Annotated in this window: 20 protein-coding genes and 1 pseudogene; 14 read left to right on the top strand and 7 right to left on the bottom strand. The window is 60.5% G+C overall.

From position 1 onward, the window contains the following. Positions 1 to 173: 173 nt before the first annotated feature. Positions 174 to 1130: an NAD(P)-dependent oxidoreductase gene (locus tag DTW90_RS28200; protein WP_149342646.1), complete on the top strand. Its 957-nt coding sequence runs from the start codon at positions 174 to 176 to the stop codon at positions 1128 to 1130. 49 nt (positions 1131 to 1179) lie between these two features. Here the strand turns inward: DTW90_RS28200 and DTW90_RS28195 are convergent, their stop codons facing one another. Further along, on the bottom strand, positions 1180 to 2274 hold the full coding sequence (locus tag DTW90_RS28195; protein ID WP_149342644.1) for a lactonase family protein: 1095 nt from the start codon (positions 2272 to 2274) through the stop codon (positions 1180 to 1182). A 266-nt stretch (positions 2275 to 2540) separates the two neighbouring features. On the opposite strand from DTW90_RS28195, the gene DTW90_RS28190 reads away from it, so the two are divergent. The 6 genes from DTW90_RS28190 (at position 2541) to DTW90_RS28160 (ending at position 8789) form a co-directional block, all read left to right on the top strand. Continuing rightward, complete coding sequence (locus tag DTW90_RS28190) at positions 2541 to 3728, top strand: ABC transporter substrate-binding protein (protein WP_149342643.1); 1188 nt, start codon at positions 2541 to 2543, stop codon at positions 3726 to 3728. A gap of 81 nt (positions 3729 to 3809) precedes the next feature. Next, positions 3810 to 4547 carry an ATP-binding cassette domain-containing protein gene (locus DTW90_RS28185; RefSeq protein WP_149342641.1) on the top strand — a complete coding sequence of 246 codons (738 nt, stop codon included), beginning with the start codon at positions 3810 to 3812 and terminating at the stop codon, positions 4545 to 4547. Then, positions 4540 to 5283: an ATP-binding cassette domain-containing protein gene (locus tag DTW90_RS28180; protein ID WP_149342639.1), complete on the top strand. Its 744-nt coding sequence runs from the start codon at positions 4540 to 4542 to the stop codon at positions 5281 to 5283. The genes DTW90_RS28185 and DTW90_RS28180 overlap by 8 nt, the downstream gene beginning before the upstream one ends. Before the next feature lie 2 nt (positions 5284 to 5285). After that, the gene (locus DTW90_RS28175; RefSeq protein ID WP_149342681.1) at positions 5286 to 6236 is read left to right on the top strand and encodes an ABC transporter permease; all 951 of its coding nucleotides are present in this window, start codon (positions 5286 to 5288) and stop codon (positions 6234 to 6236) included. Then, complete coding sequence (locus DTW90_RS28170) at positions 6236 to 7207, top strand: ABC transporter permease (protein WP_149342637.1); 972 nt, start codon at positions 6236 to 6238, stop codon at positions 7205 to 7207. Before DTW90_RS28175 ends, DTW90_RS28170 begins: the two co-directional genes overlap by 1 nt. Before the next feature lie 628 nt (positions 7208 to 7835). Next, positions 7836 to 8789: a hypothetical protein gene (locus tag DTW90_RS28160; RefSeq protein ID WP_210251439.1), complete on the top strand. Its 954-nt coding sequence runs from the start codon at positions 7836 to 7838 to the stop codon at positions 8787 to 8789. 243 nt (positions 8790 to 9032) lie between these two features. On the opposite strand, the gene DTW90_RS28155 is transcribed toward DTW90_RS28160, so the two are convergent. Beyond that, positions 9033 to 9278: a DUF2188 domain-containing protein gene (locus DTW90_RS28155; protein ID WP_008125023.1), complete on the bottom strand. Its 246-nt coding sequence runs from the start codon at positions 9276 to 9278 to the stop codon at positions 9033 to 9035. 128 nt (positions 9279 to 9406) lie between these two features. Here DTW90_RS28155 and DTW90_RS28150 point away from each other — a divergent pair, with 128 nt between their 5' ends. The 3 genes and pseudogenes from DTW90_RS28150 to DTW90_RS28140 all read left to right on the top strand — a co-directional run bounded on the left by DTW90_RS28150 (position 9407) and on the right by DTW90_RS28140 (position 12046). After that, the gene (locus DTW90_RS28150; RefSeq protein WP_149342635.1) at positions 9407 to 10198 is read left to right on the top strand and encodes a type IV toxin-antitoxin system AbiEi family antitoxin; all 792 of its coding nucleotides are present in this window, start codon (positions 9407 to 9409) and stop codon (positions 10196 to 10198) included. Beyond that, a pseudogene (locus DTW90_RS28145) lies at positions 10185 to 11102 on the top strand (nucleotidyl transferase AbiEii/AbiGii toxin family protein). Before DTW90_RS28150 ends, DTW90_RS28145 begins: the two are co-directional and overlap by 14 nt. Before the next feature lie 161 nt (positions 11103 to 11263). Further along, complete coding sequence (locus tag DTW90_RS28140; RefSeq protein ID WP_188080085.1) at positions 11264 to 12046, top strand: HNH endonuclease; 783 nt, start codon at positions 11264 to 11266, stop codon at positions 12044 to 12046. 424 nt (positions 12047 to 12470) lie between these two features. Here DTW90_RS28140 and DTW90_RS28135 read toward each other — a convergent pair whose 3' ends face one another. The 4 genes from DTW90_RS28135 to DTW90_RS28120 all read right to left on the bottom strand — a co-directional run bounded on the left by DTW90_RS28135 (position 12471) and on the right by DTW90_RS28120 (position 21819). Then, complete coding sequence (locus DTW90_RS28135; RefSeq protein ID WP_132527790.1) at positions 12471 to 12779, bottom strand: KTSC domain-containing protein; 309 nt, start codon at positions 12777 to 12779, stop codon at positions 12471 to 12473. Positions 12780 to 13037: 258 nt separating this feature from the next. Next, positions 13038 to 13778, bottom strand: coding sequence for a CDP-diacylglycerol diphosphatase (locus DTW90_RS28130; RefSeq protein WP_149342633.1), 741 nt, complete (start codon positions 13776 to 13778; stop codon positions 13038 to 13040). Between the two features lie 404 nt (positions 13779 to 14182). Next, complete coding sequence (gene pbpC / locus DTW90_RS28125; protein WP_149342632.1) at positions 14183 to 16267, bottom strand: penicillin-binding protein 1C; 2085 nt, start codon at positions 16265 to 16267, stop codon at positions 14183 to 14185. Next, a complete protein-coding gene (locus tag DTW90_RS28120) occupies positions 16267 to 21819 on the bottom strand; it encodes an alpha-2-macroglobulin family protein (RefSeq protein WP_149342630.1) in 5553 nt (1850 codons plus the stop codon). Before DTW90_RS28120 ends, pbpC begins: the two co-directional genes overlap by 1 nt. A 189-nt stretch (positions 21820 to 22008) precedes the next feature. On the opposite strand from DTW90_RS28120, the gene DTW90_RS28115 reads away from it, so the two are divergent. After that, complete coding sequence (locus DTW90_RS28115; protein WP_149342629.1) at positions 22009 to 22911, top strand: DMT family transporter; 903 nt, start codon at positions 22009 to 22011, stop codon at positions 22909 to 22911. A 56-nt stretch (positions 22912 to 22967) separates the two neighbouring features. Here DTW90_RS28115 and DTW90_RS28110 read toward each other — a convergent pair whose 3' ends face one another. Then, positions 22968 to 23708: a dienelactone hydrolase family protein gene (locus DTW90_RS28110; RefSeq protein WP_149342627.1), complete on the bottom strand. Its 741-nt coding sequence runs from the start codon at positions 23706 to 23708 to the stop codon at positions 22968 to 22970. Positions 23709 to 23876: 168 nt separating this feature from the next. Here DTW90_RS28110 and DTW90_RS28105 point away from each other — a divergent pair, with 168 nt between their 5' ends. From DTW90_RS28105 to DTW90_RS28095, 3 genes are all read left to right on the top strand, one after another. Next, the gene (locus DTW90_RS28105) at positions 23877 to 25247 is read left to right on the top strand and encodes an amidase (protein WP_149342625.1); all 1371 of its coding nucleotides are present in this window, start codon (positions 23877 to 23879) and stop codon (positions 25245 to 25247) included. A 318-nt stretch (positions 25248 to 25565) separates the two neighbouring features. After that, positions 25566 to 25868, top strand: coding sequence for a type II toxin-antitoxin system RelE/ParE family toxin (locus DTW90_RS28100; RefSeq protein ID WP_188080084.1), 303 nt, complete (start codon positions 25566 to 25568; stop codon positions 25866 to 25868). Then, a complete protein-coding gene (locus DTW90_RS28095; RefSeq protein WP_132527797.1) occupies positions 25865 to 26164 on the top strand; it encodes a helix-turn-helix transcriptional regulator in 300 nt (99 codons plus the stop codon). Before DTW90_RS28100 ends, DTW90_RS28095 begins: the two co-directional genes overlap by 4 nt. Positions 26165 to 26190: the final 26 nt, after the last annotated feature.

The following is a 26190-nucleotide window of genomic DNA, read 5'->3' as shown; positions in this document are numbered from 1 at the left end:
CGAATAAAAATACCACAGGGATATGGGCCGTTTTTTCGCTCTTGGGTTGTTGAGGGCCCAAAATATGCGTTGGGACGCCTCCCTGGATCAATAGGTCGCGCTGGCAGCGAAACTATCCCGCGCTAGCTTGGGCCTATCTGAAAGACCTATGCTGATATCGAGGAGGAGATGGCATGGCAAAAGTGGTGGTGATCGGAGCGACTGGGCACGTGGGCACCTATCTGGTTCCGAGGCTCGTCGAGGCGGGACATGATGTCGTCACGGTCAGCCGCGGCCAAGCAAAACCCTACCTGCCGCATCAGGGTTGGTCCGCCGTCGAGCAGCGGCAGATGGACCGCGAGACGATGGAGAAATCTGGCGAGTTTGGCCCCGCCATCCGCGCCCTCAAGCCCGAGATCGTCATCGACATGATCTGCTTCAAGCTGGAAAGCGCTCGGCATCTCGTGGAAGCCCTGTCGGGGCATGTCGGCCATTTCCTGCACACCGGCACCATCTGGACCCATGGTCATTCGACCGTCGTGCCGACGCCGGAGGACGCGCCCAAGCGCCCATTCGGTGAGTACGGAACGCAAAAGGCAGCGATCGAGACCTATCTCCTTGAACAGGCGCGACACAAAGGCTTTCCGGCGACGCTCATTCATCCCGGTCATATCGTCGGTCCCGGCTGGGCGCCTCTCAATCCCGCCGGCAATTTCAACAACTCGGTGTTTACCACCCTGGCACGGGGAGACCTGCTCGCCCTCCCGAATTTCGGTCTCGAGACAGTGCATCACGTTCATGCCGACGATGTCGCGGCCATGTTCATGGGTGCGGTCGCCAACTGGAGCGCGTCGATCGGCGAGAGTTTTCATGCGGTTTCCAGCGGAGCCCTGACCTTGAGGGGATATGCCGAGGCGATGTCACGCTGGTTTGGGCGGGAGCCGAACCTTGAATTTCTGCCTTACGAGAAATGGGCTGAAAGCCAGTCGCCAGAGGACGCAAAGGCGACATGGGAGCATATTGCCCGCAGCCCGAACTGCTCGATCGCCAAGGCGCAGCGTCTCCTCGGCTATGCGCCGCGCTACACTTCGCTGCAGGCGGTCCAGGAGGCCGTCACCTGGCTGATGGCGAACGGGATGGTCAAAGCCTGATCCTTCCCGTTCGCGCGTCGTAGCGCAGAGCCGGCTGCTCGGTCAGTGGTCAGCGCACAATGCGCACGCACATCGGCGTTCCGACCTCGATTGCCTGGCCGGTATCGGCAAGCGCACCGGTTTGGACATCCCGCTCGAAAATCGAAATCCGGTCAGCATTCTGGTTCGCGCAGAACAGATGGCGGCCGGAGGGCGTCAGGGCCAGATTGCGTGGTGTCGCGCCGCCACAGGGAAAGAAACCGACGTGGGAAAGCTTGCCGTTCTCCGGATCTGTTTCGAAAACCACGATGCTGTCGTGACCGCGGTTGGAGCCATAGAGAAAGCGCCCGTCCGGCGAGATCTGGATATCGGCACAGTGATTTTTCGATCTTGCCTCTTCGGGAACGGCCGGCTGGGCATCGAGTGCGGTCAGCACCCCGCTCCTTGCATCGACGGCGAAGCTGGCAATCGTTGAATCCAGCTCGTTCATGACAAAAAGGAGCTGTCCATTCGGATGCAGGGCCACATGGCGCGGTCCGGCACCGGGCGCGGTCTTGGTGTCCGCGAGCTCTTCCAGCGTGCCGTCGGCCGACAGTCGGTAGGAGGCGAGGCTGTCCGTTCCGAGATCGGCGAGGATGACGATATTGCCGGCAATCTCGGTGATGCTGTGTGCGTGGCTGCGTTCCTGCCGGTCGGTATTCGGCCCGGTTCCCTCGCGGGCAATGCTTGATATCGGCGGGGTCAGCCCGCCGTCGTCTCTAAGCCCATAGACGACCGCTGCCTGATCGGGACCGCCCGAACCCATGCCGTAGTTGACCACAAGCAGCTTGCGATTGTCGCGCGTAACAGCATTCTGGGCGGTGATGCTGCCAAGCGACGGCTGCATATTGATGTAGTCGAGCGTGCCGGCTTCGCGGTCGAAACGGAAGGCGCTTACGAGACCTTCCTTCCAGCCGAAGACTTCGGAATTTGCATAGACGTAATTGCCGCTCGCATCGACGGAGAGGAAGGTCGGATTCTCGATATCGGGAACATTGGCCAGCCTCTCGAGGGCGAGCGTGTCCTCGTCAAAGCTGTAGACCGAAAGACCGTCGCCGTTGGCACCCTGGAAATATGGCGCCGCACGGTTGAGGGTTCCGACAAAAACCAGATATTTCAGGCCCATTACACTCCTCCAAAAATCGCTATTCAAATCGTATGCACTGCCTGAACCTCGGCGAAAATACGACGTTTCACGATATAATCACGGCCTGTGAAGGAAGCCACAGCTTTCGGCGCCCACTTGTCAAAATAATCCATATGTGAAAATACTCTTCACATAAGAAGATGGGGTAGGAGGAAATCGGGAATGGCAGGGGGTCGACTTCGTCGACGCTTGTCAGGTGCCGAGATGCCCGCGCGAGGCGGGCCAACATATGGAGGAGAGTGGATATGAAGAGAATGATGAGCGGCGTGATGGCCGCAACGGCGGTGCTGGCAATAACAGCGCACGCCCATGCTGCAGATGTGGCTTCCGTCGTCGGCGCCCTGCCGGATCCGCTCAAGGCACAATATGACGGCGCGCCGCAGAAGATCCTGCCCTCGGCCTGGGACAACTGGACCCCGCCGCCGAAGCCCTGGAAATGGTGCCACTCAGAATCCTATCAGGGCAATCCCTGGCGCGTGACAGTCACCAAGGAGCTGAAGCGCCTCGTTGATGGCCTGATTGCCGACGGCACCGTATCCAGCTTCGAAGTTTCCGACAGCAACAATGATGTGAGCCAGCAGATCAACCAGATCCGCGCCTTCATCGACAAGAAATGCTCGATCATCACCTCGATCCCGGGTTCCGCCACGGCACTGGACGATGCGGTCGCCGCTGCTGCCAAGGCGGGCATTCCCTTCATCACGGCCGCCGGCTCGGTCACCAGCCCTGATGCCATCAATGTCGACAGCAACTATGCCCGTTGGGGCTATGACATGATGTCGGCGATCAACAAGTCGCTGCCGTCAGGCGGCAATGTGCTGATGGTCGAAGGCATTGCCGGCCATCCGATCGTCGCCCAGGAGCGCCAGGGCGCCGACAAGGCACTGAAGGAGGACAAGGGCCTGAAGGTTTCGCGCAGCGTCAACGGCAACTGGACGGCCAATGTGACGAAGACCGTCGTCCTGCAGGCGATCGCGACCAACCCGGCCAAGATCGATGCCGTTTGGTCGACGGGCAGCGAAAGCCGGGTCATCGCCGAAGCCTTCGCTCAGGCCGGCCGCCCGGCTCCGCTGATCACGGGTTCTCTGACAGGCGACGCGCTCGGCTACTGGAAGGCCAACCCGGACAAGTATCGCTTCGAAGGTCATGCGCTGCTGCCGCATTGGACCGCCCAGACGCTCTTCCGTGTCGCGGCGCGCATGCTCGATGGCCAGAAGCCGAAGCTGAACACGCTGATGATCCCGATCCCGGCGGTGCATGAAGCCGATCTCGGCAAGTGGTACAAGGACTGCATGACGCCGGATGCCGTCTCCGTCTTCCCGGTTCCGCCGACCGATCCGATGCCGGAAGATCTGCTGGACGCCTATTTCACCGGTGCCAAGCCGACCATCGGCTGGGATTACTCGAAGACGCCGGACGCTTGCGCCAAGTGATGTGGTAGCAAGTGATCTGATAAAGTGACGAAGCCGGATCGCAGCCGATGGGTTGCGATCCCCTTTATTCATGAGTGAGACATGCTGGATATTGAAAACGTCTCCAAGCGCTATGGCGAGACGGTGGCCCTTTCGGACGCCACGATCGCTTTTCGCCAAGGGACGGTGCATACGATCCTCGGCGAAAACGGCTCGGGAAAGAGCACGATGGTGAAGCTGCTGTCGGGCATCGTTGAGCCGGATGGCGGCACCATGCGCCTCGATGGCAAACCCTTGAGTGGCAAGGCGCCGGCCGATTTCCAGGCCGTCGGCTTCGCGACCGTGTTCCAGGAGGTGCTGATCGCGCCAGACCGAACGGTGACGGACAATATTCTTCTCGGTCTCGACAGCCCTTTCAAACGCCGGGTCCCGCGCGACAAGCGCCGCGAAACCGCCGCCGCGGCGCTCGGTCGTTTCGCGATAACCAACGTTCCGCTCGATGCGCCCGCAGGCTCGCTGCCGCTTGCCGCGCAGCAGCTCATCGTGCTTGCCCGCGCCGTGGTGCGCAGGCCGCGCGTTCTCATTCTCGACGAGGTGACGGCGGCGCTCGACTATGCGGATCGTGAATCCGTCTTCCGGTTGATGCGCCAGCTCGCCGGCGAGGGCGCTTTGCTGCTTTTCATTACGCATCGCATGGATGAGGTCATGTCCCTCTCCGACCGCATTTCGATCCTGCGCGGCGGCAGGGTGGTGAAGACCGAAGATTGCGGCGTCTCGACACCAGCCGAATTGTTGAAGGCCATGGCGCCCCAGACCGCAGCGGAGCTTTCCCATGCCTGACGCCATGACGCTCGAAACCAGAGGCATTGTGATCGGGCAGGGGGCTGCGCCGATCTCGCAAATGATCCGTCCGGGCGAAATCGTCGGGCTGGCCGGTCTCGACGGCCATGGGCAGGAGCGCTTCCTTGAAGTGCTTGCCGGCCTTCGCGCGCCCGTCTCCGGTGAGGTTATGCTCGACAAGGCCGGCCGGCAGACGAAGATCAACGGCTTTCGCAAGGCAGTGGCAAACGGTGTCGCCTACCTGCCGCGCGACCGACGCGCGACGGGGATCTTCCCAACCCAGTCGGTGCTCGACAATTTCGCCATCTCGACTGTCGGCCGCGATTCCGTGCTTGGGTTGATCAGCATGAAGAGCCGGCGCCGCCGATACGATGTCTATCGCGAAAAGCTGTCCATTTCTGCGCCCAGGCCGGATGCGGCGATCACCACGCTTTCGGGCGGCAACCAGCAAAAGGTGCTCTTGGCCCGTGCCTTGGCGCTGGAGCCTGACGTCCTCCTGCTCAACGACCCGACACGCGGCGTCGATGTCGCGACGCGTCATGTTCTTTATGATGTCTTCCGCGAACTGGCGCGGGAGGGAATGGCGCTGGTCATCCTGTCGAGCGAGATCGAGGAAATCCTGGTTCTCTGCGGACGCGTTCTGGTCTTCCGCGAAAACGAAGTGACGGCGGAAATGACGGGAGAGGCCATGACCACGGACAATGTCATTTCAGCCATGTTCAGGCGGGCCGCATGACGATGGCATCACCTTCTAAAACGTCAGCCATCCTGCGCAGCGCCGGCTTTGCCGTTGTCCTGCTCGTGGTGCTTCTGGTCATCAACCTCTTTCTCAATCCGGCGCGCTTCGCGCCGTCTGCCTGGGGAACCCTGATCGGCCTCGCAGCCCCTCTGATCGGGGCAGCGCTCGCCTCCGCGCCGGTCATTCTTGGCGGTCGCGGCGGCATCGACATATCGGTCGGTCCGCTGATGGGCTTCGTCAACGCCATCGTCATTCAGGCGTTGTTTCTCTCCGCCGGCATTTCCTCGCCCCTCGTCCTCGTTCCGGCAGCGCTTCTCGTCGGGGCTCTTATCGGGGCAATCAACGGCTTCATGACAACAGTCATCCGCATCCAGCCGATCGTCGCGACGCTCGGCACCTATCTGGTGCTGTCAGGTGTTACGCTGACGATCCTTCCCGCTCCGGTTGGCCCTGCGCCCGACTGGCTGAAGGCCATGGCCGGCACTTATTCGATCTTGCCGCTGGCCGTCATTGCCGTAGCCTGGTGGCTGATCCGTCGTCTTCCCTATTACGATCTCCTGATGGCGATCGGCAGCGACGACCGCGCCGCCTATACCGCCGGCGTCGATGTCACGCGCGTTCGTTTCATCGCCTATGTGATAACAGGTGTCTTTGCCGGTGTCGCAGGGCTGATGCTGACGGCGCTCATCGGCTCGGCCGATCCCAATATCGGCCAGACCTATACGTTGATTGCCATTGCGGCGGTCGCGCTTGGCGGCGTCAGCCTTGCGGGCGGCCGCGGCGGGCTGATCGGTGCGGCGATCGGCGCGATCGATATTTTCCTGCTGCAGAGCGTGCTGACCTCCTTCAACGTCTCGACCTATGTCCTGCAGATTGCCTACGGCGCCATTCTGGTCGCAGCCGTCATCCTGACGGCGGTGCAGGAACGCGCGGTTAAGGGGAGGGCGTGATGATCCGTTTCAAAAGTTTCCTCGCCAGCACCGGCGGACGCATCTTCGGTGCCTTCGTCATCGCGGCACTCCTGCACCTCGTCGGCACGATCCTCATTCCCGGCTATTCCTCGTCCTTCGCGATCCGGGCGATGCTGGTCGTCGCTTCGCTGTTGGCGGTCGCCTGCGTGGGGCAGACGCTGGTCGTCATCCTCGGTGGCATCGATCTTTCCATTCCCTTCGTCATCGGCTTTGCCAATGTCGTGGCAGCGCAGCTCTATGGCGAGCAGTGGAATTTCGCCCTGGTTTGCCTGCTGGTGGCGGTCATCGCGTTGCTGATTGGTGCGTTCAACGGCTACGTCTCGCGCAAGCTGGAGATTCATCCGCTCATCGTAACGCTTGGATCCGGGATGATCGTGCAGGGCGCGGTCCTCCTCTGGACGGCTGGCTTCCCCTCGGGCTCCGCACCGCAGGCCGTGTCCGATTTTGTCTCCATCGGCGGCTCCGTCGGGCCTCTGCCCTTCCCATGGCTCATCCCGGCGCTTGTCGCGCTCGCCGCTGTGATCATTCTGGTGCTATCGAGATCGCCTTATGGGCGTCGGCTCTATGCGCTCGGCAGCAATCCGGGAGCAGCGCCCCTCGCGCTCATCGATCCAGTCAGGATGTGGGTGATCACTTTTGCGATCAGCGCCTTCTTTGCGGCGGTCGCCGGCGTGCTTCTGCTCGGCTTTACCGGCTCTGCCTATGGTGATGTCGGCCAGCCCTATCTCTTCCAGACCATTGCTGCTGTTGTCGTCGGCGGTGCTGCGCTTGTCGGCGGCCGCGGCAGTTATCTCGGCACAATTGCCGGCGTGCTTGTTCTAACCGAGATCAACACGCTGCTGATCGGCATGGGCTTCCAGCCCGCCGCGGTTCAGGCAGCCCTTGGCCTCATCATTGTCATCCTCGTGTCGCTCTATGGACGCGAACGGCATATTCGCACGACGATCTGAGTCGAAGGAGGCCCCGTCGACTCCTGCGCTGGCTGGTTGTGGATCAACCTATTCAATCAGAAAAAGTCTTGTTTTACAGTATGTTGCCATATCATCGAGATGAGATGGTGCCGGTATCTGGTATCTGTAACGGGCGCCAAATCGTGGTAATCCCGGTACAATCCGGGCAATACTTCAGGAGCCCAGATTCGCATGCTGTTGCACGAATTCCGCACGGTCAAGCTCCGCCTTTAGGCGAGCGTAGGTCAGAACCAGGGCTGACCCGACCTTTGACGGATACCATGCAGGCGGCATCTACCGTCAATTCAAGGTCAACCCTGCTCATTCAGTCCACTTCAATCCTCCGTTTTATCGAAGGGTGCAATTGACATGCGTCTACAGGAAACCAGGTTTGAGCGATCCCAGCGCTCCAGCTCCTCAGTTGGATAGAGGATCGCTTTGCCGATTTTAATGAATGACGGCCCGATCCTCTTCGATCATCCCTAATCCACCTCTTGGCTGGTGGGCAAAGAAGGCTGCCGGGAAGAAGGTGAAGCAAACGCCGCTGCCGAAAGCCAAGGCAGGGAGTGCCCATGGGATTACAATTGCCAATGCGGATCTGAGCCGCGAAGCCGCCGCACTTGCGGGCGTGCGCGAACAGGCGCGTATCCTTGCGTCTGAAGGTGATGATAGCCAGGCAACCCCGCCGCACCCGATCATCGAGCGGACGCTCGCGGGCCTCAGAAAAGCGAAGCCATCCGATATCGGTATCGTTGTTGCTGACGGGCCTGGGCTCATCAAGTGTGAGGTGGCATCGTTGTCGATCGACCGCCTTGCGATCGCGCTGCCGCGGATTATCCGGGCAGCATCACTCCAGGGCTTTGAGCTCGTCGCAGGCGAGGGCTTGGCGAAGTTCAAATCCAAAACTGAGACTGTCGGCTTCTCAATCGCAGAATCGATCAGGCGAGAAAAGCATGTTCTGACGGATGCTGAGCGAGCCAAGGAGGAGGCTTGGGAACGAAAAAGGGATCGTGCGGCACGGCGTAACTCTTGGGATGACCTATTCTCCGACAGGCCTCGCTTTCCGGAATGGGACCATCATCCGACCGGCCAGCTCTCGTTTGAGTTCGAGCAGGTGTATGTTTTCCGGGGGGGCGCGCCGCGCCGCAGTTTCCGCGACGCCAAGGTTCAGCGGCTGGAGAATATGGCCAGCGACATCGCTGTAGGCCTTGCAGTGCTTGCTGCGGCGAAAACTGAAGAACGGCTCAGGCGGGAGGTAGAGCAGCGGAGGATTGAGGAGGAGCGTCGTCGCCGCGAACTAGCTGCGCGCGTCAAACACATTCAGGATCGCCGCACCACCGGACTGAGCGCGCTTCTCTGCGAACTTGATGAACTGGACCGACTACGTCGTCTCATCGCCATGCTCACCGAAGAGGTTTCGGCCGAACCGAGCCCCAGATTGTCGGCGTTTCTGGCTTGGACCACAGAGCACTTGACGCAGCGCGAGGCTCGCTTGTCTCCGCGGGCGATCGAGGATTGCTTCGAGGCGGAGCGCCTATTTGGTGACGATGACGATCACGGCTTCACGCCCTCGCGGTGGTAGGCTGGCGAGAGTGAGGAAGTCTCGATAGGTTATTGATGGCGCGGCAGGCGAGGTCCGATGCTTTTGGCCGCAGGCGGGTCGTCTGGCGCTTTGTCGCGCTGCGGGAACGGCAGAGTTCGACGCAACGCGTGATATCGCCTCTCGATTTCTTCCTGCTGGGCCGGTGGAAGATCGGCCATGACTTCGTCGATCGTGCGAGGCATGCGGGTTGCTTTCGTTGAAGTGCCGAGAGGTGGATACGAATTAGCCCGGCGATTTCTTGGGATCGGCAGCACGCGGATAAGTCCGCTCTTCTTGAAATTGACCGTCGACCTTCTGGATCTTGACCGATCCTCCATCCTTGCCGACAGCCTTCTCGAGGGCGCCGCCTTTGGTCGCATCAGATTTGGTATCGAAACTCGCCGCAGGACGACTCGCGCCATCTTTGGTCAAATCCCAGCGATCTTTCTTCTCGTTATGCGTAAGCGTGAATTTCGGCAGCTTGGCCATTTCCTCCTCCAGGTTCGTTGTGTCTTGGTGGTTTGAATATTGCGCGTTTATGCCTACCATTGATGGGTCGAAAATACGAATTCTCGAACTTGTCTCGCGGTTTGGACTCGTGCTATTTTAGCCTACTAATGGTAGGTCAAAAGAACGAAAAGATAAACCAACTTCATCGCCTGCTCCCTGAGGGGCTGGTGGTTGACACCGCTTGGCTGGAAAAGCACGGCTACCGTCGGCAGTGGCGCCAAAAGTATGTGGCGCAGGGCTGGCTCGAAGGTGTCGTTCGTGGCGTCTATCAGCGGCCAACCGGTAACGCTGATCAGGCGATAGCCTGGCAGCGCGTGATCATCTCGCTCCAACGACTTCTGGATAAATCCGTGCACGTCGGTGGCCGCAGTGCCCTCGAGCTACAAGGCCTGACGCACTACCTCCCCTTCTCGGGCAAGCCAGAAATCCATCTGTATGCCTATGGCAGTCTGCCTGGCTGGGTAGAGCGGATACCGACCGACGCTCAGTTCGTCGAACATAAGGCAGACAGGCTCTTTGATGCCGAGGCACCTGGAAGGATGCGCCTGGCATGGGGACACTGGGGGTGGGAGCTTGATGTCTCCGCGCCGGAGCGAGCATTTTGCGAGCTTCTCGACCTGCTCCCATCCCGGGAGACCTTCCATCAAGCGGACGTCCTAATGGAGTCGGTTCACACTCTAAGCCCGAAGCGGGTTCAGGCCGTGCTGGAAACGTGTCGCAGCGTGAAGGTGAAGCGGCTGTTCCTCTGGTTCGCCGAGCGGCACGCCCATCCATGGTTCGGCCGGCTCGATCTCAAACGTATCGACCTCGGTCGTGGCAAGCGCCAGATCGTGGTCGGCGGTCGGCTGGACAGCAAGTATCAGATCACTGTGCCGGAGACACTCGATGCCGGCGTCTGAAGCCTATCGCGCGCAAGTCAGCCTCCTCGTTCGAGTTCTCCCGCTCGTTGCAGAGGAGAACGTCTTTGCATTGAAGGGTGGCACGGCCATCAATCTTTTCGTTCGAGACCTTCCACGTCTGTCGGTCGATATCGATCTGACTTATCTGCCGGTCGAAGATCGCGCGACTTCTCTCGCCAATATCGATGCCGCCATATGACGGATTGCTGCCCGAATAGCCGAGAATGTACCGCGCAGCCGCACCCAGGCCGTGCCGATGCACAGCGAAGGCGCTGCAACAAAGGTGCTGGTTACCTCCGACAGTGTGCAGATCAAGATCGAGGTGACGCCTGTCATTCGTGGCTGCGTCTATTCTCCCGAGACACGGGCGGTTTGCGACCGGGTCGAAGAGCTCTTCGGATATGCCGAGGTGCCCGTTGTGTCCTTCCCGGACCTCTACGCCGGCAAGATCGTCGCCGCCTTGGATCGGCAGCATCCGCGAGACTTGTTCGATGTCAGGGATCTGCTCGCGAATGAGGGAATATCCGATGAGCTGCGGCGTGCCTTCATCGTCTACATCCTGAGCCACAACAGGCCGATGGGCGATGTCTTGGCGCCGACGTGCAAGGACTTGCGCCACGAGTTTGATGCGGGGTTTGCCGGCATGACGGAAGAGCCCGTGACCCTGGAGGCGCTGTACGATGCTCGTGAAGCTCTAATCGCCGAGGTCGTTGGCAAGATGCCTGCCGAGCACCGGCGCTTTCTTCTCTCCTTCAAGGCCGGCGAGCCAGACTGGGACTTGCTAGGCGTGCCTGGAGCCGCGGACTTGCCGGCGGTGCGCTGGAAGGTCGACAACTTGGCCAAACTTTCGGAGGGCCGGCGCGAAAAGCTGTTGTCTGATCTCAGGCGGGTGCTCACGACATGAGGCACGGTGGACGCGTGAGGAACGCCGAAGTGAAAAGGAACAAGACGACGACGATCTGTAAGCTATGGTCCGCAGTAGTTGGCTCTCGGGCTGCGGCACTGACAACGTGGATTGCCAGAACGTCGGCGCTTCAAAACACAGCCGAGCTGAGAGGCTAGACCATGGTCCGTCTCTTCGTCGGCGTTACGGACAAGGCCTGGTTCGATCAGTTGAGCGCCTCTGTTCCACATGACGAAGTCAATTTCTGGCAACCCAGCGGGACGACGCAGTTTCGGGCGCTTCAGCCCGGCGAACTATTCCTCTTCAAGCTGCATTCGCCAAACAACTTCATCGTTGGCGGCGGCATCTTCGGTCACGCGTCAATCGCGCCGCTGTCTCTGGCCTGGGAAGCCTTTGGCCTTAAGAATGGCGTTTCCAGTCGCTCTGAAATGCGGGCGCGAATTGCGAGCTATCGCCGCGATCCGATTGCCCTGGACGATCGACAGGATCCCGTCATCGGTTGTCGGATACTGACCCAGCCGTTCTTTTGGCCGAAAGAGCTCTGGCTGCCTGTTCCGGAGAGCTGGTCGCCAAACATCGTGACCGGTAAGGGATTCAACGCGGAGGAAGGGGATGGGCAATATCTATGGTCCGCAGTCACAGATCGATTGAACTCGGTTCCTGAGATTCGCAATACAGAGCCGATCATGGCTGAGCGCTTCGGCAATCCGACGCTGATCAAGCCGAGATTAGGGCAGGGCGCGTTTCGCCTGACGATCACCGATAACTATGAACGCCGTTGCGCTGTCTCGGGTGAAAAGACCCTGCCGATCTCAGGCGATCGCTGTTCGCTTTGTAGTGTTTGCCACAATAAGCGCCCTCATCGCCAAAATGATGTCTCAAAAGACAGGCGTTGCGATCGTGGGAAGTATTTTGCTGGCGGGCGTCACGATTGGTTTGCGTGAGTTCGTCATGCGGACGCAAGTAGCGGAACCTAATCTTATAGCGGGGGTCGCAGGCTCGGTATGGGGGGCAGCGCTCGCGCATGGCATGAGGAGGAACCTTTTTTGAGGTCCTGTAAATTTGACCAAAGTGGGTGGGCGACCGCTGCCAGTCGGGAGCGTCCGCCAGAGTAGGGGTCTGTCCTCGCTGAGAATTGAGAGCTCTGAGGTAGGTGGCGGTGGCGCAAATGTTTCAAGATCAGACCTTAGACCAGGGGAATAAACGACCGCTCCCTTGGTTGGCGCCGCGGGAGTCCGGCCATCGCGCCTATGGCCGCTGTGTCCGCAGCGGCTGAAGCCCGCAATGTTGAGGGCCGTTCTGGAGATTTGCATTGAATGTCGGGGAGATGGGAGGCTGGCAATCTTAATCTCCTGCGCGAGCAAACGCTCAACGCCGTCGGTACCGCAAAGTCCCAATCTCTTTAAGCCAATCGTCGGTCCGCTCTGGCGCTATCTCGGCTTTTCGGCGGCGGAAGATAGATTTCCAGCCGACCTGGAGTGGTGAGTATGAGGACGCAATAAACCGCGCAACGAATTCGGCGGGATCGGGCATATTGAACAATTGCTCGGCCACCATTGGTGGGACGTCGAAATAAGCAGCGTTCCGGCTGTTCGTAAAGTAGATTGTCAAGGTTTCTGTATGCTCATCATAAGTGACTGAACGAACAACTTCGGAATGAAATGATTGCGTTTGCATTTATCCCTCCAGGTTGCGGCAATCTGCCGATGACCTCCCATATAGTCAACTACTCCTTTTGGGCTATGCCGATGATTACAGTCTCAAGGATTGGGAACCTGAATTCCAATCGCTGTACGCCCGACATTTGTGCACTGGCTCGCCCATAAACGTTGCCTTCTGAAGACTTCAGCGAACCTGCCGTGCTAACCAGGGATGGAGGATCACGGGTTCGCGGTAGCGGCAACAACGCCAATCCCCCACGCGCTACATGTTCGTTTAGAATTGGCAGCTGGGATCGATCATATCTTCCGCGGATCCTCTTGATTTGCTTGCTCCGATTATGCGGGCCAGAATGTAAAATCCTTGCTGATCATCCGGAAGGGTTGAGGCAAATACGCCAATGACGACGTTTTTCATGTTTGACAGGGCTCCATCAACGCCGTCGGCGACAGCTTTCAATGGATTCAATTTTGAAAGGTTGTCCGCGGCATAGAATTTTGCCCACCAGCCGCTGTCTTTCAATTTAGTAAATTTGGATCCGCCAATCTCGGTCTTATGGCTCTTCAGCAGGGTACGAAAGCGAGGCGTCCCGCAGCCAATGTGGACATGAAGCCTATCCTGTGTGCGCCAACTGGCGGCGTTTATAGCCAGCGCGAAATCCTGTGGCGGAACTCCCATTGCGCGAAAGCGTATCGCCGCTGATCGTTCGTTCCAGGCATCCTCAAAGTAATTTGGCGCGCCAACCGTCAAAAGACGTGGGTCTTCGATGCCCGGGACGTCAGCGAGCGGCGCTAGAATCGTCCGTTCTTTGTTAGCTGGCTCGCGAAGCACGGCGTATGACGACAGGGGATCCTTGTCCTGAACGACTTTCATACACGGGTACGGCGACCCTGTTATGGCAACGTTAATCTTGCAGGCTTCAACAACCAGGCCCAAAGCAGAGCGGCTTTGGAATGAACTGGCGATGATGACGACACTGGCAAGGGAAATCGAAAGCGAGGCAAGTCGTTGCTTCATGGGCGGTTTCAGGTCTCGGACTATATCTGACGGTTCGGATCACATTGGTCTTCTCATTGCTCTTTAATCAAATCACGAACTCATGCTTGGTGAAGGCGCGCGCTTGGTGAAGGCGCGCGGAAGTGACTGCACTGAGAGTCTCCTCGAGAACGAATTTGACCGCGTGCTCGCGGAGTGAGCCATGGCCCCGCAATAGCCCGAATTCGGGGTGCCCTGGGTCGGTCGGCGGGCATTTGTGGGGTTGGCAACTGGGGTCAAAAGCATCTCGATTCTCCTCAAACTCTGCCCGGTATGTCAGTCTGGGCTGATCGAGCGACGAGTTAAGAAACATTAAATATCAATTCTATGGCACTCGATTGCAGTGATCGAAATTGAAGCGGTTTGATGATTGGCCCTCAATATCGTTACTGCAGGAACACGTTGACGGTGGCGGCCCGCCCCGCAGCGTCAATCACCGTTAGGGTAGAATAGCCGACACCGTCAGGCACCCACTGGCTGATGCGATTTCGGGAGAGATCGGCGAGCGGCTTGCCGTTGGCGAGCCAGCGGAAGGGCGCTCTTCCGCCCTGCAGCTTCAGGATCAGCGGCATCATCGAGCCGTTGCCCTCATCGCTCAGTTCCACATGCGCGCCTTCGGGCGGATAGACGATTTGCGGCGCCTGCTCGCGCGCCGAAGCGGAAAGCAACCCGTTGGCATCAAGCGAGAACCGCCTCTGGCTCATCGGCAGCTGCGCCTGTGCGATACGCACCGCGCCTCTCGGCGCCGGCGGCATCGGCGTGAAAGGGACGCCGGATTTTTCAAAACCCTGGAACAGGATGGGCGCTGCGGACATATAGCCGGCGAGGCCGGGCACCGCACCGTTGTCGGGACGGCCGACCCAGACGCCGAGCACATAGCGACCGTCATAGCCGACCGACCAGGCATCGCGATAGCCGTAGCTCGTGCCGGTCTTGTAGGCGATGCCGCGCTGGATGCTGCCGACGGGCGCGATCACGCCCGACAGGATATCGGCGACATTCCAGGCCGCGACCGGCTCCAGCAGCGGCTCGGCATCGATGAGCCCCGGCTTCTCCTGGATACCGTCGCCCAATCGGACCGGCTGGCTGCGGTTTGCAAGCCCGGCATAGAGCTGCACCAGGTCCTTGAGCGTGATACCGACGCCGCCAAGGCCGATGGCAAGGCCCGGCATTTCGTTGACCGGCAGTGCCGGGCGGACATCGGCGCGACGGAAACGCACGAGAAGCCGCGTCGGTCCGACCGCATCGAGCAGGCGGACGGCCGGGACGTTGAGCGAGAGCTGAAGCGCCTGTCGAACCGTCACGTCGCCCTGATAGGTCATGTCGAAATTCTTCGGGCGATAGCCGAAGAAGTCGGCGGGCTTGTCCTCGATGATGGTTTCCTGCGAAATCATCCCCTGCTCGAAGGCGAGGCCGTAGATGAACGGCTTCAGCGTCGAGCCGGGAGAGCGGTTGACGCGCGTCATGTCGATCCAGCCGGACCGGACATTGTCGAAATAATTGGCCGAGCCGACCTCGCCGACGATCTCGCCGGTCGTGGCGTCGGCCATCACCATGGCGACCGAAACCTTCGGATTGAGCTTGGCGGCGGCGTCGCGGGCAACGGATTCCAGGCCTTGCTGGATCGAGCGCCGCAGCGTCGTGCGGTGTTGCTCGACCTTTGGCTCCTTGCGCAGTGCCGCCTCCGCCAGATGCGCCGCGTAGGCGGGCAGCTGCATTCGCAGCGTCGGGATCGCCGTGAGTTCGGCACGGGCGCTTTCATCGGAACCGACCACCTTTTCGACGGCGACGCGCTGTAATACGCGACGGCGTGCGGCCTCGGCGGCGGCCAGATTGCGGTCCGGCCGGCGCTTTTCCGGCAGCTGCGGCAGCGCCACGAGCAGCGCCGATTGGGCGACCGTCAGTCGGTGTGGCTCCTTGCCGAAATAGGCAAGGCTCGCCGCCCGGATGCCTTCGAGATTGCCGCCATAGGGCGCATGGGTGAGGTAGAGATCGAGGATCTGCTCTTTGCTCAGCCGCCGCTCGATCTGGATCGCGCGGGCGATCTGGATGAACTTCGCTGCAAAGGAGCGGCTACTGCGCGGCTCGATCAGTCGGGCGACCTGCATAGAAAGCGTCGATCCGCCCGAGACGATATGGCCGCTTCTGATCAGCTGAAGGGCCGCCCGTCCGAAGGCGAAAATGTCGATGCCGTGGTGGTCGTAAAAACGCCGGTCCTCATAGGCAACCAGCATCCGGGCGAATTGCGGATCGACATCCGCGACATCGGTTTTCAGACGCCAGCGTCCATCCCTGGTCGCAAAGGCGCGCAGCAACTGCCCGTCGGCATCGAGAACTTCCGCTGACACGACATTCGCCCTGTCCAACGGCGGCGGATAGGCTCTGTCGGCCGCCTCAAGACCGAAGACGAGGGCCGCTGCAAGAAGCAGCGCGCCTAAGCCTCCAATCGCCAATTTCCGCCAGATCGACATCAGTGTGCCGCCGTGACCTCCATGCGGCCCGTCGCCGTGCGGGCGAAGAATTGAGGCCGGTACATATCCTCGACGTTGGCGCCCGGCTGATCATAGGTGCCGGGCGTGACTGCGCGCACGACATAGGCGAGCGTAACGCTGTCGGTATCCGCATCGTCGGAGCTGTCGTTGCTGTTGGCGCTATCGTCGCTGTTTGCCGAGCCGTCATCGCTGGAATTCACGTCGTTGCCGGCGCTGTCGTCAGCAGTTCCGTGGTTGATCGCCGCCACGAAACGATCATTGCGGAATTCGACATGGGCCGGATGAGTGTTGCCGATCCAGTCGAAGTTCGAAAGCTGGGCGCTATCGACGATGCTCGGATTGTCGATCTCGAAGCCAGCGGGCAGCAGGTCGGTGATCATCATCCGGGTTGGCCAGTCATTGGCGATCGTGACCTTGAGGACGACAACATAGCGCTCGTTCTGCTGAACCTGGCTGATGTTCGCCTGCTCGCCATCCATCGTGTAGTAGGTCTTCTCGATGGTGAAGCCGTTGCTGCTGGCAGGCAGCGGCTGCTTCGGTGCCGCAAGCGTGGTGACGATGGCGGAGACCGGGTCCTTGGTGTAGTTCTTCACGGTTACCGGATGCTGCAGCAGTTCGTCACCGGTCAGCCGTGCCATGTAGGCACCGCTGTGGGCCGCGCCGTTGACGTCGAGCTTGAGGTCAGTGTCGCCATCCTGCAGGGCTCGGGCGGCAAGCAGCATCCAGGTCTGTTCCTGGGTGCTGGTATAGTCCGTGTGCTGCCATTCCTTGGAGACGATTTTCGTCAGTTCCGGCACGATCGGCGGTACCGGACGGCTTTCGGCGGCAAGCGCCAGAACGGCAGCGCCGTCGCGCAGCGACGAGCCATAGTCCGAGCGCGCGAAGCTGACCTTGGTCACCTGCGCCTGTTCCGACATCTGCAGCGCATCGAGGAAGATCGTCCGCGAGCGTTGGGCATCGCCATAAAGCGCGAGGGCCGCCGCCAGGTGCGCCTTGGAAAGCGGCGTCGGGAAGCTGGCGAGCATCGTGTCGGCATAGTAGCGCAGATCGCTGATCGCAGCCTTCTTGTTGCGGGCAAGGACGTAGATCGCGTAGGCGATCTGCTCGCCATTGTCCTTGATGCTGTTGTCGTATCCGATCGAGTTCTGCAGGTTTTCGAGCGCCTGCACCATGGCCTGGTCAGGCACGGTATATTTCTGCTCGCGCGCCCGCGTCAGGAAATCGGTGACATAGGCGTCGAGCCAGAGGTCTCCGGAGCCCGGCGCCCAGAGGCCGAAGCTGCCAGTCGAGGACTGGTAGGAGAGGACGCGGTAGATAGCGTCCTGCACCCGCTTCTGCGTGTCGGGATCATCGGGCAGACCCGATTTCTTCGACAGTTCGCTGAGGTAAAGCAACGGCATCGCCCGGCTCGTCGTCTGCTCGGCGCAGCCGTAGGGGTAACGGTCGAGGCTCATGAGCAGCGAGGGGATATCGAAACTGTCGGCGCGGGTCACATTCACGCTGACCGAGGCATCGGGAAGGATGCTGTCGGCGAGCAGATTGCCGTCGATCGTCAGGCCGTTGCCGGGCTTGATCGTCAGCGGACGACGCTCGGCAACCGGTAGAGAGGACGGACGCACCGGGATGTCGAGCGACTGATCAAGCGACATCCCTGATGTATTGGATAGCCGCACCGTGATTGCGCCGTCGCCGGGCTGGACGCCCGTCAGCGGCAAGGTCAGTGAGGTCTTCTTGCCCGCCTCGAGATTGAGCGTCTGCGAGGCCTCAGCCTGATCGATACTGACGTCGGAATTGCTCGACACCTGCAGCTGATAGGTGCCGGGTGGTGCATCGGTGTCGGTCACTTCAAGCAGAAGCTGCGACTTGTCTCCCGGTGCCAGGAATTTCGGCAGGCTGGCCGTGACCACCACCGGATCGCGGATGATGACGTCAGTACTGGCGTGCCCAACGCCTGTCTTTGACCAGGCGACGGCCATGACGCGCACGGTGCCATTGAACTGTGGAATGTCAAAGCTGACATTTGCCTTCCCGTCGGCGTCAAGCTTCACGGGGCCGGAGAAGAAGGCAACGAGTTTCTCCTTCGGCGGCGAGCCGTTCAGCGCCGGTGCTGCGCCGTCGCCGCCCGTCCTGAGACGACCGGTCGCGCCGAGCGAGCCGTCGATCAACCGGCCGTAGAGATCGCGGATTTCGAGGCCCAGCTGACGCTGGCCGAAATACCAGCCATCAGGGTTTGGAACGTCGTAGCGGGTGAGATTGAGAATACCGACATCGACCGCGGCAACCGTGACATAGGCTTCTTCGCCGACGCCGGCGCCGCTGACCTGGACGGGGATGTTCAGCGCCTGTCGCGGCAGCGTCTTGTCCGGCGGTGTGAGCTTGATCGCAAGCTTGCGCCCGGCCGGATCGACCTTCAGCCACTTGATGCCGATTGCGCGCATCGGCATGCGGCTCTCCTGGGCTTCGCCGGGCCTAAAGAGCGTCGCGGTGATATAGGCGCCTGCACCCCACTTGTCCGTTACGGGGATATCGACCTCACCACCCTCGGCGGGAATGCTGGCCGTCTCGGTCGCAATCACATTGTCTGTGCCGACATTGATCAGCAGTTCGCCGCCGAAATGGGGCGAGACCTTCAGCTTGGCCGTCTCGCCGACCGCATAGGTGTCCTTGTCGATGCCGATTTCCAGCGCGTCGGGAGTTTCCGTCGAGGATGTGGCGACGTACCAGCCGGCATCGAACTGCACGCTTGTCGTCGGCCCGTCGGTTGCTCCGGTCTCGACCGAAAGCTGATAGCGGCCCCAGCCGACCGGCGTAGAAATATCGGCGCCGTCGGCGGTCACGTCGACCGAACCGTTTGCGACCTGCTTGGTCGTCGTGACGGATTCATATTTCCAGGCGGTGCCGTCGCGATACCACTGGTAATTCTGTTCCAGCTTGACGAGTTTCCATTTCAGGCCGGACATGGCCTGCTTCTGGCCCGCGGCGTTGACGGAAATGACATGGAAGTGGCCGACCGAATTCTCGGCAAGGTCACCGGAGAATTCAGGCTTGATGCCGATGACAGAGCCTTGCGATTTCACCGGCAACGTCAGGGAACGCTCGACGGCCCGGCCGCCGGCCTCCTGCATGCGAACCGTCACATCGGCGTTCAGCAGCTGTGTTGTCGAGGGAACATCCGTCAGCCCGACATCGAAAGTGGCGTGACCATTGTCGTCAAGCGGCTCGAGATTGTCGAGCGGAATGCGGGTGTCGTCGCTGGCCTGTTCATCGACTAGGCCGAACTGGTACCCGGGGAAGTCAGCATTCTGGCGGGTCGTCTTCAAAACGACTTCGCCTTCGAGATTGAGACCGGCTGCCGGTGCGCCATAGAGATAGCGGCCGTCGACCGTAACAGGCACTGGCGTGCCGACGTCGAACGCTTTGGCGTCGCTCTTCAGGTCGAATTCGGTGCGGTCAGGCACGAAATCATCGACCAGGAACTGCGCCGAGCCGATCGCCGTTCCCTTGGGGTCGGTATAGATCTGCATCGTCCAGGTGCCGCGCATGGCATTGGGCTGCAGGGGCAGATCAAGCGTATAGCCGCCGAGCGTGCCGTTGTTGACGATACGCCGGTCCTCGACACCATCAGGGCGGTTGAAGACGAAGGTCAAAGGCAGGTTCTCGACCGCATTCTGGGCCGTGTCGCGGGCAAGCGCTGACGCATGCACCGTTTCGCCGGCGCGGTAGATACCCCGTTCGGTCCAGGAGAGGACGTCGATTGCGCCCGGCGCCGTGCGCCCGGTGACACCGCGGTCGGAGAGATCGAAGCCGGCGCGGGTCATGTCCAGGAAGACGTAATCCTCGTCACCGGTCTTTGCCGTCATGACGGCCGGTGTCAGCGATGCGGTCCCACGCATCAGGCCGGCTGTGAAGGTGGCGTGACCGTTTGCATCGGTCTTGGCCGTGCCGAGCACTTCGTTGTTCTTGGCAAGCAGCTGCAGGTCGACATTGGCAAGCGGCTTGGCGGTCGAAAGCGAACGGGCAAAGACATTGAGCCCATCCGTGCCGGCATAGGTCGAGAGGCCGATATCGGACACGACAAACCATTGGGTCGCCTGAGAATCCCATTCCTGACCCGGTGCATTCGGCAGCGTGGCGGTCAGCACATAGATGCCCGGCTTGCGCTGCGGCAGAGCCTCGTCGACCGGGAAGCTGGTCACGACATCCTTGTTGAGTTCGCTCTTGATATCGATCGAGCCCTGCCAGACCAGCTCGCCGGACTCGTCCTGAATGCGCTGTGCGCTATAGCCGTCGAGCTGGGTCAGGAACTGGGAGCTCGTCAGAAGCGGCGCGATGCCGCGATCGCCGATGCGATAGAGTTTCAGATTGGCCGTCGTTGCATTGACCGAGATCAGCGGGATGCCGCGGCGCACGGCTGACGGCAGGACGAAATTGTCGCCGGTGAAATGCACCAAAGCCGAACGATCCTTGACGTAGAAATCAAGGTCGACCTGGCCTTCGAGGCTCTCATCGACGGAAGAGGGCAGGCCCGCGCGCAGCGACAGCTTGTAGCGCTCGCCATGGGTCAGGCCTTCGACGCAAATCTGCTTGTCCCTGGATTCGACAGCCTTCGGTGCTGCACCGTTCAACAGCACGAAGGGCGCGTAATCGATATTCTTGACCAGGTTCTCGGAGAACTGGACGCAGGCGCGGGGTGTGGCGCTGTCATTGTCGATCGAGTTCCCGATCACACGGAAGCCCTGACGGGTGCGCAGATCGTTATAGGCGGCGGCAACGGTCTTCGAATTCACCAATGCGAGGCTCGCCTTGTAAGCGCTGAGTGCTGTGCGGTAGCTCTGGGAGTTCTGCAGGGCGGTCGCCATGACCGCCAGTGCGTCGGCGCGGTTCTGCGTGGTCCGGCTCAGCTGGTAGCCGTTGAGCGCCGCCAGCGAGGCCTGGACGGCCGCCTCGGAGTCGTTGGAGACGGTGTTGATCGCGCGGGCCATCTCGACCCAGAGATCGCCGTCGTCGGGCGTGATCGCAAGCGCGCCCTTGAAGGCGGTCAGCGAATTTTGGATGTTGCCGGCGGTCAGCTCAATCCGCGCAAGCGCAATCAGGCTCTCCAAGCCTTGCGTCTTCTGCTGGTCGGTCATCGCCAGGTTCGCCTTGGCGTCGCGGGCGTCCTGAACCATCTTGTCCGTGATGAAGGGTAGGGCGGGAGCCGCGCCGATATCCGGATCGCCGCTGGCCTCGACCACCTTGCCGGCAATCGCTCCGGTAAAGCTGTTGAGCTTGTTGAAGTCCGATTTCAGGAAGCACCACTTCACCTTCGGATTATAGGTGAAGGCCCGGCAGGAATGGTCGCCGCTGCAACTCGTCTCGCATTGATCCAGTGTGACATTCTGCTCGGTCCTCAGATCGAAACCGAAATAGTCTCCATCCTGGGTCGTAACGATCTTGCGCGCCGGCTCCGCTGCCATCGCGCCTGACGGCGCCGTTAGGGAAAGAGCTGCAAGGAAAAGAGCCGAAAGTCCGATGAACGCGCGCTTAGACATAAGTCCCCCCAACGCAGGCCGTTTTGGATGGCGGATACTCGTCAAAATACGAGAAGATTGTCAACTTAATTAGAGGGGACTCCAACTTCATCTTAGCGTGTTGTTCGCCGTCAGGCTTTATCGTTGCCATCCCACACGCTTCTTGTTATTCGAGGCTTTCTGCAGACGATTATTCCCCACAGGCATCCCATGTTTTCGCGACCGACCGATCAGGTTCCGAGCCCGCTCGCCGGCATTGCCTTGGCGTGCATCGGCTACTCCCTTTTTGCGATGCAGGACGCCGTGGTCAAATGGCTGGTGGCGGACTATGAAGTTCCGCAGATCCTGTTCATGCGCAGCATCATCATCACAGGCTTTGCGGCGTTCATGGTGTGGCGGCAGCGCCATCCTTCTATCCTGAAAAGCCCGCACCGCAATTCGCTTCTGCTGCGTGCGCTATTGATGTTCATGGCCTGGCTCGCCTTCTACTCGTCGGCGCGGCATCTGGGGCTGGCCGAAATCACCACCATGTATTTCTGCGCGCCCGTCATGGTGGTCGTGCTGTCCATCTTCATCCTCAACGAGAAGGTTGGGCCTGTTCGCTGGCTCGCCTGCATCGGCGGCTTTGTCGGCGTGGTCCTTGCCGCAAACCCGACGCATGCGCCGAGCCTTATACCGGCCGGCATGGTTCTGTTTGCGGGCTTCTGCTGGGCGTGGAGCGTCATTCTTGTTCGTCTCGTCAGCCGCACGGAGAGCACGCTCAACCAGATGATGGCGACAAGCTTCTTCTTCGTCGTTGCGTGCGGGATCATGCTGCCGTGGACATGGAAGACACCGGACCTTTTCGGATGGTGCCTGATGATCGGGCTGGGCTTCGTCAGCGCGGCCGGGCAGTATTTCCTCTATGAGGGCTTTCGCTACGCGCCCGCCTCGACGCTGGCGCCTGTAGAATATAGCGGCCTGGTCTGGGCCTTCCTCTATGGCTATCTCATCTGGGCCGAGATTCCAGCCGTCAACGTCTTTGCCGGAGCGTTGCTGATCGTGGGATCAAGCCTTGGCCTGATCCTGTGGGAACGGCGCCTTGTCATCGCGTCGCGGCGTGTCGCCGGATAATGTAAAGCCGCGCCAGATGCGGTAGCGCGGCGGGTCGATTGGCCGATAGCAAGCCGTCAGTTCAGCGTTTCGTCGAAGAAAGTCAGCAGCCGCTTCCAGTGGCGGTCGGCGCCGGCCTCGTTGTAGACGCCATGGTCGGGAACGGTCCAGCCATGGGCCATGCCGACATAGTTTTCGATCACGTGGTCGACGCCTGACGTCCGCAGTGCCTCTTCCAGACGGGTGGATTGTTCCGGCGGGAAACTGTTGTCCACACCGGCAACGCCGATATAGACCCGGCCCCGCATCTTGTCGGCAAGGCGGTGCGGGCTGTCTTCCGCATCGCTGGCAAGATTGCCGCCATGGAAGCTTGCGGCAGATGCCACGCGGTCGGGGTAGCTTGCAAGAGCGGTCAGAGCGCGGGCGCCGCCCATGCAATAGCCGACCGTGCCGACCGGACCCTGAGCACCCGCCGAAGCGAGCACGTCGAGAAAGGCGGCCGTATCGTTTTTCGTCATCTCCTGGCTGGTCCCATGCAGCATCTTCAGGATTTCCGCGCGGTGGGCTTCGTTCGAGAAAGAATTTCCTGAGAACGGGCCGTAAGCGCCGAAGCGGTAGAAGAGATCAGGCAGGAGGACGATATAGCCGGCATCCGCAAGCTGCTGGGCCATGCCGTAGAGCGAGTCCCGCGGTCCCATCGCGTCCATGTAGAGAATGACGCCCGGCGCTGCCTCGGCAACCTCTGCCGAGATATCCGAACGAAAGATGCTGGCCTTCGCCGTGCCGTCGGCTGCGCTGATTTCAATATCTTGCTTCACGATGAAAATCCTTATGAATGCAGTTTGGAAGGACATTGCGCTCGCGACATCATTGTCAAATGACAGCGGCTCGCTCAAGGTTGCGGCGATCGCTACTCCGGCAAATCGATCGGAATGGACTTCACGAATGCATGATCGCCAAACGCGGTTGAGAAAAGGAATGGATCGATGACGGACAGATATCCACCTCGCTCGCTGGCGGGATTGTCGGTGCTCCTTCAGGCCGGAGCGCTTGATCCAAGGACCCTGGCTGAGGAAACGCTGGATGCAATCAGGCGTCACGACGATCCATCGATCTTTGTCGCCCTGACAGCCGAACGGGCGATGGCGGAAGCCGAAGCCGCCTCGGCACGCATTCGCTCCGGACGCTCGCTCGGTTTGCTCGATGGAATCCCGATCGCCTGGAAGGACCTGTTCGACCTTGAGGGCATGCCGACGACAGCCGGTTCCGTCATCCTGGCGGATGCCCGGCCCGCTGCGAGTGACGCAGCCGTCGTTGCGGCTTTGCGGCAGGCGGGCATGGTTGCCGTCGGCCGGGTGAATATGAGCGAGTTCGCCTTCTCCGGTCTCGGCATCAATCCCCATTACGGCACGCCGCGGAATCCGGCTTCGGCGGACGCGGCACGCCTGCCGGGCGGCTCTTCGTCGGGGTCGGCTGCCGCAGTCGCCAGCGGTCTCGTGCCGGTCTCGATCGGCACCGATACCGGCGGTTCCGTTCGCATTCCGGCAGCCTTCACCGGGATCGTCGGTTATAAGGCGAGCCGCGGACGTTACTCGATGAAGGGCGTATTTCCCCTGGCGACGAGCCTCGATTCACTCGGGCCGCTGTGCCGGAGCGCACAGGACGCGATCTGGATCGACGCGGCCATGCGCGGCGCAACGCCATCGCCCGCTCGCAGCATAGCGCTGTCCGACATATCGCTGGTCGTCCCGCAGACGGTTGTTTTCGAGGATTGCGAAGAGGAAGTGGTTGTCGCATTCGAGGCAACCATCGCCCGCCTGGAGAAGGCTGGGGTGCGGGTAAGGCGCCAGCCCATTCCGGCCTTTGCGGAAATCTTCGAGGTGATGGGCAAGCGTGGTCCACTTGTGACTGCGGAGGCCTTTGCCCTTCATCACGAACGCCTTGCGGGACCTGCCGCGGGCACGATCGACCGGCGGGTCGTTGCGCGCTTGCGCTTGGGCGAGAAGATCACGCTTGTCGACTACCTCGAGACGCTTGCCGAGCGCGAGCGTCTGACCGCCGAGGTCGAATCCATGATTGGCCCGAACGAGATCATCGCTTATCCGACGGTTTCCCATGTCGCTCCGCTCACTGCTCCGCTGCTTGAGGACGATGATCTCTTCGTCAAAACCAACTTCAAGACGCTTCGCAACACAATGATCGGCAATTTCCTGGACTTCTGCGGGGTTTCCATTCCGTGCGGCAAGGGATCGGCCGGACTGCCGGTGGGCTTCTTGCTCTCGGGAGTGCGTCACAACGACGATCACCTCATGAAGACGAGCCTTGCTCTGGAAGAGACGATCCGCGGCGCCGATTGAGCGAGATGAGGCGTGCGGATACCCCATTTCTAGGGTACTGCCGTAGGATGTCATCTGGGTACTTTCTTTGGCACTGAAGGTCGATGTTGCATGTCGAGAAAGAAGTAGGCAAGAGCCCGATGAAGTGCGGTGGCGTTCCCGTGATCTTCGAGCCAATGTCTACCGCTGCTGCTGCGGCCTCGTTCCAGCTCGCGCTTTGTCGATTGCCGGAACCTCGCTCTCAGTCTGATCAGCATGCAGCCGGCCGCTCCGTCCGATCTCTATGGACTAATTATCTCATTTTTGATATATTCTCCGCATGTGGATCGTTGAAAAACCTTGAATGCCGCCGTCGATGAGGAAATTACCTCACTTCCGAAAGACTTACGCGCACGGCTGGTCTGGGTGACGACACTGATAGAGAGCGTTGGTCTTGAAAGGCTGCCGCACGACACGGTGAAACACCTCGAAGGCAAGCTCTGGGAAATCCGCGTGAAAGCGGCAAGCGGGATTTCTCGTGCGATCTATGTCACCGCTACAGGAAAGCGTGTCGTCATTGTCAGGGCGTTTGTGAAAAAGACACAGAAGACACCGCAACGCGAACTTGAATTGGCCCGTGAACGGGCAAAGGAGGTCAAATGACCAAGATGAAAGATCTTCATGCCGAATGGATGAAGGATGCAGACTACCGGAAGGAATATGACGCGCTCGAAGAAGAGTTCGCGCTGGCGGAGGCTGTGATCAAGGCACGGGTGAATGCGGGCCTGACGCAAGAAGAGCTGGCGCGGCGCATGGACACTTCGCAGAGCGCCATTGCCCGTCTTGAAAGTGGGAGGATGAAGCCCTCCGCTAGGACGCTTGAGCGTTTCGCCAAGGCGACGGGAACGCATTTGCGTATCACGTTCGAGCCAATGAGTGTCGCTCCCTCCGCACGTTGAAACGAACGACGATATCCTCGGGCAGC

The organism is Neorhizobium sp. P12A (assembly GCF_008365395.1).
Lineage (GTDB): Bacteria > Pseudomonadota > Alphaproteobacteria > Rhizobiales > Rhizobiaceae > Rhizobium.
Note: the sequence above shows the minus strand (reverse complement) of the source record. Positions and strands in the feature narration are given on the sequence as shown.